The sequence below is a fragment of the Devosia oryziradicis genome (assembly GCF_016698645.1).
Lineage (GTDB): Bacteria > Pseudomonadota > Alphaproteobacteria > Rhizobiales > Devosiaceae > Devosia > Devosia oryziradicis.
This window is the reverse complement of the sequence record NZ_CP068047.1, coordinates 2,185,385-2,202,800: the sequence shown is the minus strand read 5'-3', so window position 1 is coordinate 2,202,800 and position 17,416 is coordinate 2,185,385. Positions and strand designations below refer to the sequence as shown.

21 protein-coding genes and 1 tRNA gene are annotated in these 17,416 nt (G+C 63.5%); 9 read left to right on the top strand and 13 right to left on the bottom strand.

The features are described from left to right. Positions 1 to 4: 4 nt before the first annotated feature. Positions 5 to 424, bottom strand: coding sequence for an ATP-dependent Clp protease adapter ClpS (gene clpS / locus JI749_RS11070; RefSeq protein ID WP_201653514.1), 420 nt, complete (start codon positions 422 to 424; stop codon positions 5 to 7). 474 nt (positions 425 to 898) lie between these two features. Between clpS and JI749_RS11065 the strand changes: the two genes are divergently transcribed. Together JI749_RS11065 and JI749_RS11060 are read left to right on the top strand one after the other, a co-directional pair. After that, on the top strand, positions 899 to 2,497 hold the full coding sequence (locus JI749_RS11065) for a serine hydrolase (protein ID WP_201653511.1): 1,599 nt from the start codon (positions 899 to 901) through the stop codon (positions 2,495 to 2,497). 127 nt (positions 2,498 to 2,624) lie between these two features. Beyond that, positions 2,625 to 2,900: a hypothetical protein gene (locus JI749_RS11060; RefSeq protein ID WP_201653508.1), complete on the top strand. Its 276-nt coding sequence runs from the start codon at positions 2,625 to 2,627 to the stop codon at positions 2,898 to 2,900. On the opposite strand, the gene JI749_RS11055 is transcribed toward JI749_RS11060, so the two are convergent. Both JI749_RS11055 and JI749_RS11050 read right to left on the bottom strand, forming a co-directional pair. Further along, positions 2,897 to 3,799 carry a division plane positioning ATPase MipZ gene (locus tag JI749_RS11055; RefSeq protein ID WP_201653505.1) on the bottom strand — a complete coding sequence of 301 codons (903 nt, stop codon included), beginning with the start codon at positions 3,797 to 3,799 and terminating at the stop codon, positions 2,897 to 2,899. The genes JI749_RS11060 and JI749_RS11055 overlap by 4 nt on opposite strands. 103 nt (positions 3,800 to 3,902) lie before the next feature. Then, positions 3,903 to 4,730 (bottom strand): AraC family transcriptional regulator, encoded by an 828-nt coding sequence (locus JI749_RS11050; protein ID WP_233280735.1) that lies wholly within the window; start codon positions 4,728 to 4,730, stop codon positions 3,903 to 3,905. A 250-nt stretch (positions 4,731 to 4,980) separates the two neighbouring features. On the opposite strand from JI749_RS11050, the gene JI749_RS11045 reads away from it, so the two are divergent. Continuing rightward, positions 4,981 to 5,121, top strand: coding sequence for a hypothetical protein (locus JI749_RS11045; protein ID WP_201653500.1), 141 nt, complete (start codon positions 4,981 to 4,983; stop codon positions 5,119 to 5,121). Positions 5,122 to 5,137: 16 nt separating this feature from the next. Here the strand turns inward: JI749_RS11045 and JI749_RS11040 are convergent, their stop codons facing one another. The 6 genes from JI749_RS11040 to mgtE form a co-directional block, all read right to left on the bottom strand. Next, positions 5,138 to 5,986, bottom strand: a complete 849-nt coding sequence (locus JI749_RS11040) for a division plane positioning ATPase MipZ (RefSeq protein ID WP_201653497.1) — start codon at positions 5,984 to 5,986, stop codon at positions 5,138 to 5,140. Positions 5,987 to 6,069: 83 nt separating this feature from the next. After that, positions 6,070 to 6,759: a DnaJ domain-containing protein gene (locus JI749_RS11035; protein WP_201653495.1), complete on the bottom strand. Its 690-nt coding sequence runs from the start codon at positions 6,757 to 6,759 to the stop codon at positions 6,070 to 6,072. Beyond that, positions 6,756 to 7,475: a VWA domain-containing protein gene (locus JI749_RS11030; protein ID WP_201662757.1), complete on the bottom strand. Its 720-nt coding sequence runs from the start codon at positions 7,473 to 7,475 to the stop codon at positions 6,756 to 6,758. The genes JI749_RS11035 and JI749_RS11030 overlap by 4 nt, the downstream gene beginning before the upstream one ends. A gap of 73 nt (positions 7,476 to 7,548) precedes the next feature. Beyond that, positions 7,549 to 7,974, bottom strand: coding sequence for a DUF1489 family protein (locus JI749_RS11025; RefSeq protein ID WP_233280733.1), 426 nt, complete (start codon positions 7,972 to 7,974; stop codon positions 7,549 to 7,551). Further along, positions 7,971 to 8,648 (bottom strand): glutathione S-transferase family protein, encoded by a 678-nt coding sequence (locus tag JI749_RS11020; RefSeq protein ID WP_201653492.1) that lies wholly within the window; start codon positions 8,646 to 8,648, stop codon positions 7,971 to 7,973. Before JI749_RS11020 ends, JI749_RS11025 begins: the two co-directional genes overlap by 4 nt. A gap of 376 nt (positions 8,649 to 9,024) precedes the next feature. Further along, a complete protein-coding gene (gene mgtE, locus JI749_RS11015; protein ID WP_201653489.1) occupies positions 9,025 to 10,440 on the bottom strand; it encodes a magnesium transporter in 1,416 nt (471 codons plus the stop codon). A gap of 106 nt (positions 10,441 to 10,546) precedes the next feature. Here mgtE and JI749_RS11010 point away from each other — a divergent pair, with 106 nt between their 5' ends. The 3 genes from JI749_RS11010 to JI749_RS11000 all read left to right on the top strand — a co-directional run bounded on the left by JI749_RS11010 (position 10,547) and on the right by JI749_RS11000 (position 12,018). Further along, positions 10,547 to 10,918 carry an MmcQ/YjbR family DNA-binding protein gene (locus JI749_RS11010; RefSeq protein ID WP_201653486.1) on the top strand — a complete coding sequence of 124 codons (372 nt, stop codon included), beginning with the start codon at positions 10,547 to 10,549 and terminating at the stop codon, positions 10,916 to 10,918. Between the two features lie 4 nt (positions 10,919 to 10,922). Next, positions 10,923 to 11,762, top strand: a complete 840-nt coding sequence (locus JI749_RS11005; protein ID WP_201653483.1) for a hypothetical protein — start codon at positions 10,923 to 10,925, stop codon at positions 11,760 to 11,762. A 97-nt stretch (positions 11,763 to 11,859) separates the two neighbouring features. Continuing rightward, positions 11,860 to 12,018, top strand: a complete 159-nt coding sequence (locus tag JI749_RS11000; protein WP_201653480.1) for a hypothetical protein — start codon at positions 11,860 to 11,862, stop codon at positions 12,016 to 12,018. A gap of 52 nt (positions 12,019 to 12,070) precedes the next feature. Here the strand turns inward: JI749_RS11000 and JI749_RS10995 are convergent. Further along, positions 12,071 to 12,155, bottom strand: a tRNA-Leu gene (locus JI749_RS10995). 133 nt (positions 12,156 to 12,288) lie between these two features. Continuing rightward, complete coding sequence (locus JI749_RS10990) at positions 12,289 to 12,522, bottom strand: FliM/FliN family flagellar motor switch protein (RefSeq protein WP_201653476.1); 234 nt, start codon at positions 12,520 to 12,522, stop codon at positions 12,289 to 12,291. Between the two features lie 80 nt (positions 12,523 to 12,602). Here JI749_RS10990 and lipB point away from each other — a divergent pair, with 80 nt between their 5' ends. Both lipB and JI749_RS10980 read left to right on the top strand, forming a co-directional pair. Next, positions 12,603 to 13,361, top strand: a complete 759-nt coding sequence (lipB, locus tag JI749_RS10985; protein WP_233280732.1) for a lipoyl(octanoyl) transferase LipB — start codon at positions 12,603 to 12,605, stop codon at positions 13,359 to 13,361. Between the two features lie 27 nt (positions 13,362 to 13,388). Next, entirely contained in the window at positions 13,389 to 13,922 is a 534-nt protein-coding gene (locus JI749_RS10980; protein ID WP_201653470.1) for a DUF4282 domain-containing protein, read from the top strand. Positions 13,923 to 13,980: 58 nt separating this feature from the next. Here JI749_RS10980 and JI749_RS10975 read toward each other — a convergent pair whose 3' ends face one another. Continuing rightward, positions 13,981 to 14,355 carry a DoxX family protein gene (locus JI749_RS10975; RefSeq protein WP_201653467.1) on the bottom strand — a complete coding sequence of 125 codons (375 nt, stop codon included), beginning with the start codon at positions 14,353 to 14,355 and terminating at the stop codon, positions 13,981 to 13,983. Positions 14,356 to 14,767: 412 nt separating this feature from the next. Between JI749_RS10975 and rimO the strand changes: the two genes are divergently transcribed. Then, positions 14,768 to 16,108: a 30S ribosomal protein S12 methylthiotransferase RimO gene (rimO, locus tag JI749_RS10970; RefSeq protein ID WP_201653464.1), complete on the top strand. Its 1,341-nt coding sequence runs from the start codon at positions 14,768 to 14,770 to the stop codon at positions 16,106 to 16,108. Positions 16,109 to 16,172: 64 nt separating this feature from the next. Here the strand turns inward: rimO and JI749_RS10965 are convergent, their stop codons facing one another. After that, entirely contained in the window at positions 16,173 to 17,336 is a 1,164-nt protein-coding gene (locus JI749_RS10965) for an HPP family protein (RefSeq protein ID WP_201653461.1), read from the bottom strand. Positions 17,337 to 17,416 lie beyond the last annotated feature (80 nt).

Below are 17,416 nucleotides of genomic sequence, written 5' to 3'. Positions count from 1 at the left end.
GTTCCTATTGCTTTTCCATCACGCATTGCAGCGGATGCTGGTTCTTGCGTGCCGTATCCATGACCCGTGTGACCTTGGTCTCGGCCACTTCGTATGGATATACGCCGCACTCACCCACCCCCTTCTGGTGTACGTGCAGCATGATCTGCATGGCGTCTTCGCGCGATTTGTTGAAGACATCCTGCAAGACCAGAACGACGAATTCCATCGGCGTGTAGTCGTCGTTGAGGAGCAGCACCCGATAAAGGCTCGGGCGCTTGGTCTTGGGACGCGTCTTGGTGATCGTCCCGGTTTCGGTGCCGCCTTTGCCGTCCCCACCCTTGCCCGGATCATCCTCCTTGGGCCCCGCATGGGCGGGCACAGGCACCAGCCGCAACACGGCCGGGGCCTCATCGGTCAAAGCGAGGAGGTCATTGGCAATCATGGAAGACATCTGTCGTAGAGGAAAACGAAGCAGCATGGTGAGGACCATTATGTAGGCAAAAGATCGCCCGTGTTAAGGGGCAATGGTTCTCGATTTTGTGACCCGCACAAAGCACCGGGAATGTTGGGCGCAGCACGCCACCGGCTCTGCACAATCCTAGCCTCGATCGTCACCCTCGGGCTTGACCCGAGGGGTCTACACTGACCGAGCGCGTCGTAGTGTAACGCCCTCGGGTCAAGCCCGAGGGTGACGGCCGGTGGGTGGGTACCGCGGCGTCTTCTCGCCCCTCACCCATCCGTGACCATCCTTCCACACCCTCGCCAAATTCGCTCGCATTTTACGGAATGGTAACGGCGGGTCCGTATTCTCCCAGCGTTAGTGGATCGTCCGGGCGCGTGGGGCTCACCTGGATTTCCATCCTTCGTAGTTGCGTACGGGCACAGAAGTGCCCGGGTAAAAAAGTTGGAGTACCGGGTGGCTTCCCAGGCGAAAACCCCATGGCGCGTCGTATTTTCCCGCGCCTTTGCCGCAATCGTCATCGCCCTCGCGGTCAGCGCCCATACGGCAGCGCCCGCCCAGGCCATCGAAAATCTCCGCAAATATGCCGGCATCGTGGTCGACGCCAAGTCGGGCCAGGTGCTCTATGAGGAAGCCGCCGACAGCAAGCGCTACCCGGCCTCCGTCGCCAAGGTGATGACGCTCTATGTGCTGTTCCAGGAGCTGAACGCCGGCAATCTCAAGCTTTCGACCAAGATGACCGTGTCGCGCCATGCCGCCGCAGCGGTTCCCACCAAGCTGGGCCTGCGCGCCGGCGCCGAAATCACGGTGGAAGACGCCATCAAGTCGCTGGTGACGCTTTCGGCCAATGACATGGCCCGCGTCATCGCCGAGCACATTTCCGGCTCGGAATCCAAGTTCGCCGAGCGCATGACGGCCACTGCCCGCGCCCTGGGCATGCGCAACACCACCTATCGCAACGCCTCGGGCCTGCCCGATGGCGGCCAGGTGACCACCGTGCGCGACCAGGCGATCCTGGGCATCGCCATCTACCAGCACTTTCCGAACTACTACGAATTCTTCCAGACCCGCAGCTTCAGCTACGGCCGCAATACCTACGGCAACCACAACCGCGTGCTCGGCTATATGGGCGCCGTGGACGGCATCAAGACCGGCTACATCAACGCGGCCGGGTCCAACCTGTTGACCGCCGCCCGCAAGGATGGCCGCCACATCGTCGTGGTCGCGTTCGGTTTCAATTCTGCCGGCGCCCGCGACCAGAAGGTGCGCGAGCTGGTCGCCGCCTATCTGCCGGAAGGCCGGCGTGGCGACTACGTTGCCATGATCCCGGTGCCGGGCCGGCAGGGCAGCGGTAACGTGCAGGTTGCGGTTGCCCAGCCCAGCCAGCCGGTCTTCGTCATGCCCATGCCCCTGCCCGGCTTCCGCCTAGCCCAGCTCGTCGCGGCCAATGGCGCACAGCCGCAGGCCCCGGCCATCCAGCCGATGCCCGAAGTCGTCGTGGCCAGTGCTGCGCCGCAGCCGGTCCCCATGCCGGCCGATCTGGGCCTGCAGCCGGCGGTACAGGCGGCCAATATCCTGGCTGCCCCCTCGCAGGCGCCGCAGCCGGCCTATCCCAGCCAGGACATTATCGGCGCCTGGCTTTCCGAGAGCTACAATCTGGGCGCACCGCCCGCCGCCCTTGGCCAGACCGCCCCATCGGCTCCGCTCGGCTTCGTGCCGCCGCCCGCCGACGTCGGTGCCCAGCAGGGTGGCCAGCCGGTCGACCTGATGACATCAGGCGCCGTCGACACGGCCGATGCCGGCGCGACGCCCGGCGGCTGGATCGTCCAGATCGGTGCCGGTCCGTCAGAAGACAGCGCGCGCAGCATGCTGGCCGATGCCGCCGGCAAGGTCGGTACGCTGGGCGACTTCCGTTCCTACGTCGAGCGCTTCGAAAAGAACGGCCAGGTCTTCTTCCGTGCCCGCTTCGTCGGTTTCGGCGGACGCGATGACGCTACGGCCATGTGCAACCAGCTCAAGCAGCAGGATATGACCTGCCTGGCCTTGCAGAGCTAGCCAGCGTCACCAGGAACCGGTTTTCCGGTGCGGTAACGCGACTAGGAGACGACACGACAAATGAGCCGACGCCACGAGCGCCGGCCGCCCGGGGAAGCAAATTGGCGCCTGTGTTTGGAGTAGCCCAATGAGCGAAAATACTGCCCTTATAGAGCTGGCCAATTTCGTCGGCCGCTCCAGCCTTGCCTCCCCCGATATGGCGGTGCGCAATCGCGCCCTGTCGGGAATTACCCAGCGTATGCTGCCACGCAAGCGCAGCGTCGGCGATCTGCTGGGGGTGGTGCTGGCACTGTCGGCCCGTACACGCCGGATGGTGCAGGACCCTGTGACCATCGACATCGACGTCTTCGCCCCCGGCGGCGCCCGAGCGGTCGACCTGATCTTCGGCGAACGGGACGCCTAGGATTCAGACTGCATCATGTGAATGAAGCGCCGGGTCGAATCCATGGGATCGGGCGCTGCCTTGGCCTGTTGTGCGGCAGCGATTTCAGCGGTCGGCAAGTGCAGCGCCGCCACCAGGCTCCGATACTCCTGCCGCGCACTCATATGCGACATCGATGGCAGGCCCCCGAGCAGATCGTCGTCCAGCGGATCAAACACCGTCATTCCGGTCGGAAACAGCGAGCGGAAGATGACCCGCTCGGCAATGCCATCGGCAACCCGGCAGCCCAGCCGCAACGCCACCCGCTCCAGCATCGTCTGCACCTGCCGCATATTGCGGGACGACAGCATGGAGATGCGGTTGCGCACCAGCACCCAGTCGATGGTCTTGCCGTCGATCGACATCCGCTCCGACCGGGCGCGCTGCACCAGGCGCGCATAGTGGCTCATCTCGGTGGGATCGCCGGTCACCGGGTCGAACCGCGCCATCACATTGAGATCAATGAGGCTGTCGTTGACCGGCGTCACCAGCGTGTCGGCCAGCGAATGCGCCAGCCGCGTCAGGTTGGTATCGAATCCGGGCGTATCGATGACCAGGAAGTCGGCGTCGTGCTCGACCTCCGAGATCGCCTGCCGGAACAGGTCGAATTCAACACGGTGGTTCTCGCGGATGGAATCGCCGCGTGAAAGCGGCAGGTGGAAGTGGGTGGTGTGGGGAATGCGCAGACCACGGCTGCGCGCCCATTCGCGCCGGTTGCGCACATAATGCGTCAGGGTCTGCTGGCGGCTGTCCACGTCGATGGACGCCACCTTGAAGCCTTCGTAGAGCAGGTGAATGGCCAGATGAAAGGCGGTGGTCGATTTGCCCGACCCGCCTTTCTCATTTCCAACCACGATGACATGCACGCCACGCCGAGGCATCGTCCACCCTTTGTCGTTGCGGCGGACTGTCGGTGGTTACGCGAATACTGGCAAGGTGCTCATGGTGATTAATTTGTTAATGCCTTAACGGGCCGCAGACGCGTCATGCCTCCGTCAGCATCGCCCCGCTTTCGCGCAACCGCGCGATGTCACGCAATGGTGGCGCACCAAACATGCGGGCATATTCGCGGCTGAACTGGCTGGGGCTATCATAGCCGACATTGTGTCCAGCCGTCGCCGCATCGCAGGTCTTGGTGAGGATCAGCCGTCGCGCCTCCTGCAGGCGCAGCTGCTTCTGGTACTGCAGCGGGCTCATCGCCGTCACGGTCTTGAAATGCTGGTGCAGGGCCGAGGCGCTCATACGGGCCTCCTCGGCCAGTGCATCCATGGAGAACGGCTGGTCGAAATTGCGCCGGATCCAGCCGATGGCGCGGTTCACCTGCTGCATGCGGCTGCCGCCCCAGGCGATCTGGCGCAACGCCGCGGCCTGCGGACCGCGCAGCAAGCGATAGAGCAGTTCACGCTCTAACAGCGGAGCCAGTACACGGATATCTTCGGGTGAGCCCAGCAACCGAACCATGCGGGTGGCGGTCTCGACGATCTCGACCGTGGCATCGGCAACCGTCAGCCCTTCGGTGGCGCCATACGCATCGCCACCCAGCAATTCAGGCCCCACATCGAGCAGTACCGAACCGAGCAGCGTCAGGTCCAGGTCAAGGCGAATGCACAGATACGGTTCCTCGGGGCTGGCGACCATCACCTGCCCGATCACGGGGACGTCCACCGAGACGACGAAGCTGTTGCCGGCGCCATACTGGAATTGCCGATCGCCCAGCAGCACCTGCTTGCTGCCTTGGGCGATGATGCAGATGGTCGGGTTCTGCACGGCATGCAGCGGCAGCGTGGGCTGGCTGGTGCGCACCAGTGTCATGCGTGGCACAGCCGTTGCATGAACACCATCTCCGTCGGAGAATTGAACAATTGACCTGGCAAGTTCAGCAAGCACATTTTGCATGGGAACACCTCATTTCGTGGCTCCATACATACCGCCCGTAAGACCCAGCGACCAGGAGAAAATTGGGTCCGAGTAGGATTGTGCAATAATTCCGGAGGTCCATTCTATCGCCCGGGTGCTCTTGGGGTGCATAAGGTCTCCACACCGACACGGAAGGAGACCTCAAATGCCCAAGGCAATCACCGCACTCGCCAAGCTGGTCCAGCCTCTCTCGGTCGTGGTCCAGTTCTTCACCGCCGATGATGGCTACCAAATCAACAGTCGCCCCCGCCGCGCGCAGCGCGGGCGCCGGAGCCTCAATGGCTGAGGAGGATTAGGCCTCGTCAGGCGGAAAGCCGCACCGGCTCGGCGGCGTGGCCGCGCAGCGGCAGGTTTAGCGCCGCCACCAGGTTGCGGTATTCCTGCCGCGCGCTCACATGCGACACCGACGAGGATTCGCCGCTCCCCTCTTCGTCCAGCGGGTCGAACACCGTCGTCCCGCTGGCGAACAGCGAGCGGAAGATAACGCGCTCGGCGATGCCGTCGGCCATGCGACAGCCGAAGCGCGCCGCAATTCCCTCGAGCGTGGCGTGCACCTGCTTGGCGTTGCGCGATGCCAGCATGGAAATGCGGTTGCGCACCAGCACCCAGTCGATGGTTTCACCACCCACGGCCATGCGTTCCGACCGTGCCCGCTGTACCAGCCGGGCATAATGGCTGGTCTCGACCGGTATGCCGGTCTCGGCGTCGACCCGCGCCAGCACGTTGATGTCGATCAGGCTGTCATTGACCGGCGTGACCAGGGTGTCGGCCATGGAATGCGCCAGGCGCGTCAGGTTGGTATCAAAGCCGGGCGTGTCGATGACGAGGAAATCCACCTTGTTCTCGACCTCTCCAACCGCACGGCGGAACACGTCGAATTCGGCCTTCTGGTTTTCCTTGATCGAGTCGCCCCAGGCCGACGGCAGGTGAAAATGCAGGGTGTTGGGCAGGCTGCGCCCGCTGTCGCGCGTATGGGCCCGCCGGTTGCGCACATAGTGCGTAAGGGTCTGCTGGCGTCCGTCCACATCGATGGTCGCGACACGGTGACCGGCATAAAGGAGGTATATGGCCAGGTGGAAGGCCGTGGTCGACTTGCCCGACCCGCCCTTCTCATTGCCCACCACAATGACATGCGCCCCGTCACGCGCCATCGCCGCCCCCCAAATCAGTGAAATGCACCACTGCTGCTAACAAGGGCCGCTATGGTTAACAGGGGCTTAACACCCGGTGCTTGTCAGGACCGCAGCAGCCGGTCGCGTGCCGCATTGATCTTGGCTGCCAGGTAGCTCGAGCCACCGCGGTCAGGATGAACGCTTTTCAGCAGCTCGTGATGGGCAGCGCGGATATCCGCCTCGCTGGCACCCGGCTGCAGGCCGAGTATGGCATAGGCCTCGGCATCCGAGCCCTCTTGTGGCTGCTGCTGCTCGTCTGCAGTTTCGGCGAAATATTCGCGCCAGCCGCGGCGGTTGGCATCCAGCCAGCTTTCGAGAAGGCTCATGCTGTCGGTATCGCCGTCGACTTCGGCAATGAGCAGCCGTGTGTCCATTTCACCCAGATCCATCAGGTCGGCACCGGCAAACTGCCCCGCCAGCACCTTCCCCACCACCGCCCCTGTATCGTGGTCGAGCTCCATGGCGAAATACCGGCTCCGGATGCGCGACACATTGCCCTGCGCCGGCCCGATGCTGTCGAACGAAAATGGACCCAGCCGACCCGAGCGCAGGATCGAGATGGCAGCGGCTCCGGCAAAGAGCGCAATGTCATAGCGCCGCACGAGAAGCAGCAAGCCGGCAACCACTGCAGCCGCGCCACCCGCGATCCACCGCAGGCTGCGCCGTAGCCGGCTCGGATTTAGGCGGCGGAACCACTGGTAGGATGCCAGCGCGGCCAGCAGGGCCAACCCCGCGACAAAAACATAGGTCATCGCGGCAATTGCGCCAGGAGCGCCTGCGCCGGCCCGCTACCTTGAACTTTCAGCAGGTCTCGCCCACCACTGGCATAAGCGGCAACGGCTCTGAGCAAGGCTGCCAGTTCCTGTGGCGCGTAGGCATCGAACCGGGCATAGGCGCCCTCGGTCAACCGCGCGAAGTCCCGGAATGCGGCCTCGACGCGACTGTCCCGACCTTCCTGGAACAGGAATATCGGGCAATTGAACAGCCCCAATTGCCCCGCTTTCTCGGCCAGTTCGTCGACACTTTCTTCGATCGCATCGCCCACATAGACCACGGCATTGATGCGCCGCTTGCCATGTTCAGTCCGTGCATGGGCGAAGACTTTGCCGATCTGGGTATTGCCGCCCCGGCAGTCGATGCCAGTCATCAGCCGTGCCAGATCAGAGGCATCGGCCACCCATTTCGAAGCCCGGCACTCACCGAAGCCGCGGAAATAGAGCAGTTGAACCTGGAGCGCCGCCTCCTTGGGAATCGCCTTGAACATTTCCGCCTGCAGCGAACAGGCCAGGTCCCAGGTCGGCTGCCGGCTCATGGTGGCATCGAGCGCAAAGAGCAGCCGTCCATCCTGCGCTGCATCGGGTCGCGCCACGGCCGCGACCTTGCTGACGAAAGCAGCCACATCGGCGCTGACCTTGCCTTGCCGCGGCACGCCGCCGGTGGTTCGGGCAATTGGATCCTTGTTTCCCATCGCCACAATATGAGTGCCGTGGGCATGCCCGGCAAGTGGCAGCACCTTGCGCCTCACTCACCCGGTCGGCGGCCTAGATCAGTCCTAGCTTGGCCAGGTCCGCCGCCAGTGCCAGCGACTCCGCATTCTCGTTTGCACCAAGATCGGGCGGCGCATCCTCCGGGCGCAGGTAGCGCCAGCCCTGGAAGGGTCGCTTGGGATAGGGCACAGTGCGCACCATGTCGGGCGCCATTATGATATCGCAATAGTCGATGCCTTCGGCATTGGTGAACCTGGCGAGCCGCAGGATGGGCTGGCGGCACACCACCTGCCCCGATATCACCCAGTAGATCGATGACACCCCTTCCATCTCCGCCGCGCGCTTGGGCATCATGCGGGTGCGGTGGACATGTACGTCCTCGCCGTAATCGGCGTCCCACCAGTGGGCCCGCTCGTCGCGATAGTCTTCGAGCTCCTGCAGGGTCGCCACGCCGACGCAGAGCTTGATCATATGGATCATGCAAGCGTCCCCGGCTTGACGCGGCCCTGGATCACATCAATCTCGTCATCGTCAACGATCCAGGGTTCATGCCGCGCCTGGGTCAACCAATCCTGGAAGGCGGGCAATGCGTAGATCGCGTCGACATAGCCGGCGGCCAGGTCCGATACCGGCAGTTCATAGGTGCGTATCCGTGTCGCCACCGGGGCGTACATTGCGTCGGCAGCCGTGAAAGCCCCGAACAGGAAGGGGCCGCCTGACCGCCGCAGCAAGTCTCCCCATAGAGTTTCGAGCCGGTGCAGGTCCTTGGCTACCGCGTCGATATTAACCTTGCCCGGATGGGATGCGCGCAGGTTCATGGGCGCGTGGTTGCGCAGCGCCTGGAACCCGGAATGCATCTCGGCCGCCGCAGCTCGTGCCAGGGCGCGCTGGCCAATATCTGCCGGCCAGATGGCTTTGTCGGGGAAGCGATCGGCAAGATATTCGATGATGGCGATGGTCTCGACGACGACCAGATCCCCGTCCTGCAATACCGGTACTCTTCCGCTAGGCGAGCGCTGCGGCAGCACGTCACGAAAGCCCTCGCCTTGCAGTTGCAGCACTTCGTCCTCGAACGGAATGTCGAAGTGCTTGAGGACCAGCCAGGGTCGCAGAGACCATGAGGAATAGTTCCGGTTACCGATCAGAATCTTCAAGCTGTATCTCCCGGGAAAGAAGAAGGGCGCCCCAGTGGCCCGGGCGCCCTTCCGAATTGCTGTTAGTGAAGAACTCTAGCGTTTCAAACTAAACGCCAGCAACGACGGAGAAAACCAGTCCCATTGAGAGCAGGCAGACCAAGGTCCAGGTCGCTGCTCGCCACATCGTGGCGGTGGTCTTCGGTTGACTTCGCATGATCGCTCCTTGTCAGCCGTTCACTCCGGGCCCGAGCGGTGTACCCCACCTGCCGCACCCGGTAGCAAATCGTTAACCGCGTCATAAATGCTTTGCAAGCGGCGAAGTTGCCACAGTCCACAACAGCGTGATCGCCCAGCCCTAACGTCAGGTCACCACGGAAGCTCGCATTTTACCGGCCTAGAACAGCCCGAACCACAGCCCCGCGATGCCCAGGAACGCAAAGAAACCCACCATGTCGGTGACGGTGGTCACAAACACGGCCGATGCGATGGCCGGATCGGCCTTGAACTTGTCCAGCATCAACGGAATGAGAATACCTGCCGTGCCGGCAACGATAAGGTTGATGACCATGGCGAGGGCAATGACGATGCCAAGCTGGACGTCGTTGAAACGCAGCCAGGTCACCACGCCAATCAGGATGGCAAAGATCACGCCATTGGCGCAGCCAACCACCATTTCGCGTGTGATCAGCCGGCGCAGGCGGCGCCCATCCAGTTCGCGCATCGCCAGGGCACGCACGGTCACCGTCATGGTCTGCGTACCGGCATTGCCGCCCATCGAGGCAACGATGGGCATCAGCACCGCCAGGGCCACCATCTGGTCGATGGTTGCGCCGAAGAGCCCGATGACGAAGGAGACCGCCACTGCCGTGATCAGGTTGATCACCAGCCACGGCACGCGGCTGCGCACCGTATCGACCGTGGAATCGGAAATATCCTCGTCGCCCACGCCGGCGAGCAGCTTGATGTCCTCGTCGGCTTCCTCGTGAATGACGTCGACGATGTCGTCGATGGTCAGCACGCCCACCAGCCGCTTGCTTTCATCCACCACGCCGACTTCGACAAGGTCATAGCGCTCGAAGTCGCGGGCCGCTTCCTCCTGGTCCTCATTGGCGTCGACCAGCACGAAATTGGTGTTCATCAACGCTTCGATCGAGGTCGCCCGCGCCGCGCGAAGAAACTTGTCCAGCGCGATCGTGCCGAGCACCTGGTATGACGCATCGACCACATAGATCTGGAAGAATTCGTCGGGCAGGTCCGGCTCGCGCCGCAGGTAATCGATGGTCTGCCCCACCGTCCAGAAAGGCGGAATGGCAATGAAATCGGTCTGCATCCGCCGCCCGGCGGAATCCTCGGGAAAGTCGAGGCTTCGCTTGAGGCTGAGCCGCTCGAAGGTCGGCAGCTTGGCCAGGACCTCGTCGCGGTCCTCCTGCTCCAGGTCCTCCAGGATTGCCACGGCGTCGTCATTGTCCAGGCCGGCGACGCCGCGGGCGATCGCGGCATTGGGCAGCTCGTCCATCAGCTCGACGCGAACCGACTCGTCGACTTCGGTCAGCGCCGAATAGTCGAAGCGATCCCCGAGCAGCTGAACCAGGTGCAGCCGCTCCTCGGCATCGAGCGATTCGAGAACGTCACCCACGTCGGCCGCATGCAGCGGCCCCATGACGGTGGCGACATCGTCATCCCTGCCCGCAGCCAGATAGGCACGCAGCCGCTCCAGCCAGAGCGGACTGATCCGGTCTTCTGCGTCGCGTAGCGCGTTGACGTCGATCCCGGCGTCTTCGCCGGGCACTGTCTCGGGATCTGTGCTCATCGGGAGCCCTTTGTGTGTCCGGGGTTTCGGGGGCGGTTCAGCTGTAGCCAATCGGGTCGGGATGCGCCAGACTGCAAACGGGATTTGCGTTGATTAGGCACACAAGATGGCGACCGATCTCGACCAGATATTCAGCCGCATTGAACAACTGGCGGCCGCGCGCGGCCTGCCCGAGGTGAAGCGAACCACCAAGCTTGGTACGCCCGCGCTCCAGGTGCGTGACCAGTCCTTCGTGCGGCTCAAGGACGCCGATACCCTGGTGATGCGCTGCCCGCCCGAGCAGAAGACGCTGTTGATGGAGATTTCGCCCGACATCTACTTCGAGACCGACCACTATGTCGGCCATGCCGCCGTGCTCATTCAGCTGGCAGTCATCTCCGATGAGGAACTATCGTTGCGTCTCGAAGACGCCTGGCGCTTCAAGGCTCCCAAGCAACTCGCCGCACAGCGACCGACGGCAATACCGGACCCTGACTGAACTCATGCGTATTACCATCGCCCTGCCCTTGCTGCTCGCGCTGGCAATGCCGGCCTTTGCCCAGAGCACGAGCATCGACCTGACCGACAATGTGCCCGGCGCAACAGGCGTGACCTATCTCGATCTCGCGCGCGCCATTGCGCCCGATCTGGAAGCATCGGACGGTCTCTACGGCGGTACCCTCGCCATGGCCGTGCGTAACCTCGTCTTTGCCGAAGACCCGCCGGTCAGCCACCTTCCCCTGTCCTTCTACAGTGCCAGCGCCGTGGCATTCACCAGCGGCGGCGCCGAACTGGTCGCGCTGCTGCTGGATGCCGACGCCGAAACAACCGGCGCCCTCGGCGCTTCGGTCCTGGCCATCTTCGATCCCGCCCATCCCGAGGCGCCGGTCGACATCGCCGACGTGGCAAGCGACCAGCATACCAGCTTCGACGAAGCAGCCCTGCTACCCCTGGGGACCGGCGACGATGCTCTGGTGGTTTCCAGCAGTCACTTCAACTCCAGCCAGGGCTACCGCAACACGTCCGTGCTGGCGATGCTGGATGGCAAGCTCGTCGAGCTGGCATCGATCTTCACGCTGAACGAAAGCTATTGCGGCCTCGAGCGCGAACAGATCCCCGCCCTGGCGCCGGTACCGGCCGCCGGAACTGATCGCTGGGCACCGTTCACCGTCACGGTCACGGAAACGACCAGCCTGGAAACTGCTGAATGCGATTTGCCCGGCGTCACCGCCGGGACGCGTGCGGCATCTGCCACCTTCAGCTGGAACGCGGCCACCGGTGGCTATGAGCCTGATTCCACCGCGCTTGAGGATCTCATGGCTGAAACCGAGGCGCGCTTCTGAGCGAGAGCGGCAGCCCTATCTTTGCCCCATTGGGGCTCTTAGTTCACAGGTGTTTGAAGACCAAGATCAATCAATGGTTCGATCCAAAGGAGATCCCATGTCCCGAATCCTGCTTGCGCCGCTGGCCATCGCCCTGACGCTCGCCTTGGCCGCCTGCGGTGGCAGCACCCCCGATAACAGTGCGGCCCCGCCCGCCGACAGCGCCCCGGCCGATCCGGCTGCCCCTGCCGACCCGGCGGCACCACCCGCCACCTAAGACAAAAGGCCGTCCCGAGGGACGGCCTTTTCTGTCTCATCCAGAAGATGAATGGTGCGGTCGAGAAGACTCGAACTTCCACGTCTTGCGACACAGCGACCTCAACGCTGCGCGTCTACCAATTCCGCCACGACCGCACGCTTTGGTAGAGCCACGCCCGGAGGCGAAGCGAGTGGGGATGTAGCAAAGGTCTACCGCAACCTCAAGCGCTTAAATCGAGATTTGCGAAAGGCTGTAGAGAGGCCTCGACGCCGACCCCCCCGGACGCCCCTAGCCCCTCCGGAACACCTTCTCGGTAATCAGCACCCGCAGGTGCCCGTCCTCGACGCTCACTTCGCCATGGGCGATCATGGTATTGTTGGCATAGATGTTGAGCGGATCGTTCTCGTTGGCATCCAGCTCGATTACCGCGCCGCGGCCCATGCGCAGCAAATGGTGGATCGGCATGGTGGTGGCACCCAGCTCGACCGTGATGTCCACTTCAATATTGTCTAGAGTGTTCATAGATAGATAGCGAACCTCGACCCGGCCGACAGGATGCGGCCGCTGAATCTTTCAACGGTAACTCTCTGGCAAGCATGGTTATGGAAGCGTTAACTTTGGACGGTGATGCGTGCGAAACCAGTAACAAACTGATACGTGCCGATGCCCGTCCGGTGGAATGGATCATTTCAGCCGATCCCGTGCCCTACCCATTCGCGCTCGAAGCCATGCGCACCCGCGCGGCGGCGATTGCAGCGGGCGAGGCTCCCGAGGCAATCTGGCTGCTCGAACACCCACCGCTCTATACGGCCGGCACCTCCGCCCTGCCGCAGGACCTGCTCTCGGATCGATTCCCGGTCTACGACGCCGGGCGTGGGGGCCAGTATACCTATCATGGCCCCGGGCAGCGGGTGGCCTATGTCATGCTTGACCTGACCCAGCGCGGCCGCGATATCCGTTGCCTGGTCAGAGGGCTTGAAGGCTGGGTCATCGACACGCTGGCAGCCCACAACATTTCCGGCGCACGCCGCGATGGCCGCATCGGCGTCTGGGTCAAGCGCCCCGACAAGGGCCCGCTGAAGGAAGACAAGATCGCCGCCATCGGCGTGCGCGTCTCCAAGTGGGTGACATTCCATGGCATTTCGCTCAACGTCATGCCCGATCTCGGCCACTACGACGGCATCGTCCCCTGCGGCATCACCGATCAGGGTGTCACCAGCTTCGAGGATTTGGGACAGCTCGTTTCCATGCCGGAGGTCGATTCCGTGCTCCGCCGCGCCTTCGAGGGCCGCTTCGGCCCTACGGTTTCTGCATCGGAGGAAGGCCTTGTCAGCTCTGGTGCGCATAGCCAAGTTGCGTAACTATCGAATCGAGCCTCGGAGGACGCGATGACCCTGGACGACCTGAAGCGCCTGTTCACCCGCCAGACCCTGTTCCGGCTCGACGCAATCCTCTCGCCCCGCCTGGTGCCCATCCTCTACGCGCTGGGTCTGGCCGGCATCCTGCTGTGGGCGGTGAGCCACCTGTTCTGGAGCTTCGGCTTCGGCTTTGGCACCGGCCTTTGGGGCCTGCTCGAAATCCTCGTCTTCGGCCTCTTGTCGCTGATCGGGCTGCGCATCGTCTGCGAGGCCCTGCTGGTGTGGTTCAAGGCGCATGAACAAAGCGGCGAGACGGTCAACCGCTCGCGCTACTCCGCCTCGTTGCTCGACGAAGTGCGCGAGGCCATCAGGGACCTGGCCGAGGAAGGCGACGACCTCGACTATGCCGAGGCCGACGAATACATCACGCCCGCGACCGAACCAGCGCCCTATGTGCCGCCGGTAACCGATGCGCCACGCAGCCCCGCCACTGCATCCGGGGAAGTCTTCAAGGCTCCTCGCCGCACCGCCAAGCGCACGCCACCCCCCAAGTCCGTGACCTGAACCAAACAAAAGGGCCGCCGAAGCGCATTCGCCGGCCCTTTCGATTTTGGGGTCAAGATTACTGCTTGTTGACGCTCCAGGCACCCGGACCGGCAAAGACCAGGTAGCCAAAGATGAAGCAGAACAGGATTGCCGCATCGCCGAAATTGGCGACCGGCCAGACGCCCATCGGCGCATGAACCATCCAGTAGGCGACGGCCATCATGCCGCACAGGACGAATGAAACCGGGCGGGTGAAGAACCCGATGAGGACCAGCAGGCCGCCCACGACCTCGAGTATGCCGGCAACCAGCATCAGGCCTTCGGTAGCGCCATCCGCGGGAACCGGGAAGCCGAACAGCTTTTGCGTGCCATGCTCAATGAACAGCAGCGCGGTGACGATGCGCAGCACGGCAAGGGCCTGCGGCGCATAGGCGGAGAGACGATTGAACATGTGTGCTCCTTGGGCTTGAGACGCGGCGCCGCTTCAGCCGGGCACCGGGCGATCTGACCTAGGACAATCCATTGAGACGCAAAACCGTTCACTTGCGCACACACTGTTCGCAAAATCGCGCCTCCGCGCGCCCCGCCTTCGCCACAAACGCGATCTCGGCCCGCTCTCGCACACCTGACCCGCGCTATGCGGGAGGCAGTAACATTGCGTAACCGTCAAACTTTCTGTATGACGCCGCCAACAAAGGTGCGCTGAGGTTTTCGTCAGGGTGCGCCGAAAACGGTGTTTTCCGAGAACCGGCGCGCAGCGTACGTTTGGTACGTGAGCACCGGAAGCGCAGGAAAGCGCCGTTTGCAGGCCGACCTGACGGAAACCTCGAGCACCGTCATCCAACATTGGAATTCCCGCTCTCATGAGCCAAGCGCCAAAAATTGGCCTCGTCAGCCTCGGCTGCCCCAAAGCCCTCGTCGACAGCGAGCGCATCATGTCGACCCTGCGCTCGCAGGGCTATTCGTTCAGCCGCGACTATGCCGGCGCCGACATCGTGCTCGTCAACACCTGCGGCTTCCTCGATTCCGCCAAGCAGGAATCGCTCGAGGCCATTGGCGAAGCCCTCAATGAAAACGGCCGCGTGATCGTGACCGGCTGCCTGGGCGTCGAAGAAGAGCTTATCCGCCAGACCCATCCGTCAGTGCTCGCGATTTCCGGCCCGCATCAGTACGAAAACGTCGTTAGCGCCGTGCACGAGCACCTGCCGCCCGTGCCGAACAAGTTCGTCGACTTGGTGCCCGAAACCGGCCTCAAGCTGACGCCGCGCCATTACGCCTATCTCAAGATTTCCGAGGGCTGCAACAACCGCTGCTCGTTCTGCATCATCCCGCAGATCCGCGGCGACCTGGCCTCGCGCCCGGCCGCCGGCATTCTTGGCGAGGCCGAAGGCCTGATCCGCTCCGGCGTCAAGGAACTGCTGGTCATCAGCCAGGACACGTCGGCCTATGGCGTCGATATCAAATTTGCCGAGTCCATGTATCGCGGCCGTCCGGTCAAGGCGAAGTTCTACGACCTGGCCAAGGAACTGGGCCAACTCGGCGCCTGGGTCCGCCTGCACTACGTCTATCCCTACCCCCATGTCGACCAGGTGATGGAGCTGATGGCCGAGGGCCTGGTCCTGCCCTATCTCGACATTCCCTTCCAGCACGCCTCGCCCAAGGTGCTCAAGGCCATGCGCCGCCCCGCACACCAGGAAAAGACGCTGAATCGCATTCTCGACTGGAAGCGCCAGGTCCCTGACCTGACTGTGCGCTCCAACTTCATCGTCGGCTTCCCCGGCGAGACCGAAGAAGATTTCGAGATGATGCTCGACTTCATCGAGGAAGCCGAGATCGACCGCGCCGGCTGCTTCAAGTACGAGCCCGTCACCGGCGCTCCGGCCAACGAACTCGAAGGCATCGTCCCAGACGACGTGATGCAGGACCGTTGGGAGCGCCTCATGGAAGTGGCCCAGAACGTCTCCACCGGGCAGCTCGCCAAGAAGGTCGGCCGTACCATCCAGGTGCTGGTCGACGACGTGCAGCCGGAGGCCAACAAGGCGATCGCCCGCTCCAAGTGGGACGCGCCCGAGATCGACGGCCAGGTGATCATCGCCAATGCATCGGGGATCAAGCCGGGCGACATGCTCGACGTGCTGGTCACTTCAAGCGACGAATACGACCTCTTTGCTGAACCGGTAAACGCTGCAAAATCAGCAGCTTGATGGATTTTCTGGAATCTGACTGAGAGGGCGCCGCACCAACGGCGCCCTTTTCTTTCTGCGCCGCCTAGAGCTCGGACTTCGCCGCCACCGCGAACATCGCCGCCATCACGTCCGATTGGGTCACCATGCCCACCAGGTGCCCTGCCTCGTCCACGACCGGCAGGTGGTGCAGCCCGGCATCGGCCATGAACGGCACGATCTGGGCGATGTGGGTGTCTGGCCGTGCCGCCTTGACGGGCGCGCTCATGATATCCTCCACCTGCCCCTTGAGCCGGCGGTCCGAATTGCTGATCGAGCGTAGCCGCCAGCCAAGACCGGAGCCCGTGGCCGACATGCCCCAGTCCGCTTTGTCGAGCAGATCGGTCTGCGTCAGGATGCCGATTACCCTGTTGTCCAGGTCAACGACTGGCAGTGCCTTGATGTGATGCTCGCGCAGGTGCCGCAGGGCCTCGCGCAGGCTGGTCTTGGGCCCCACCGACTGCACATCGCGGCTCATGATATCGGCACAGGTCACTCCGCCCGAGCGCCGATCATAGGCGCGAACCTCGGCGCGATGCAGGATGTCCTCGAGATCGTCGGTAGCCACCGGCAGCACGATGTCATACTGCGCCAGAACGGCCCCGATATCTTCGGCCGTCACGCCCAATCGCCCGCTCGGCAGCGGATCGGCCGTCTTGTGTGGATTGCCGGGCACCGGCGCCAGGTGCGGATAGCGTCGGCCCGTGAGGTTGTTGAACAGCAGCGCCGCAACCAGCAGCAGCACCGAATTGACTAGCACGGGCCAGACCACGAATCCGTAGCCCGCCGCCTGGATCGCCGGGCCGCCCAGCACCGCGGTCAATGCGACGGCCCCGCTGGGCGGATGCAGGCACCGCAGCGCCATCATGACCGCAATGGCCAACCCCGCCGCCAACGCGGCGGCCAGCATCGGGTCGCCGATATAGCGTGCACAGGTCACCCCGATCAGCGCCGCGATCGTATTGCCGCCGATGATGGACCACGGCTGCGCCAGTGGGCTCGTCGGCACGGCAAATAGCAGCACTGCCGAGGCACCCATGGGCGCGATCAGCAGCGGCACATCTGATGACCCACCCAGCGCCAGCCCGGCCACCGCTCCGGTAACCAGAATGCCGATCAGCGCGCCAATGGACGCCCGCAGCCGCTCGCCCAGGCTGACCGGAGCCAGGCCAGGCACGAAACGTTTGATGAAGGGAAAGACCGAGGACATCGCACGCCGATGTATCAGGCCGCCCAGGGCCAGCCAACGGCCTGCGCGCGCTGGACATTCCGAAGAAGCCCGCTCCACTG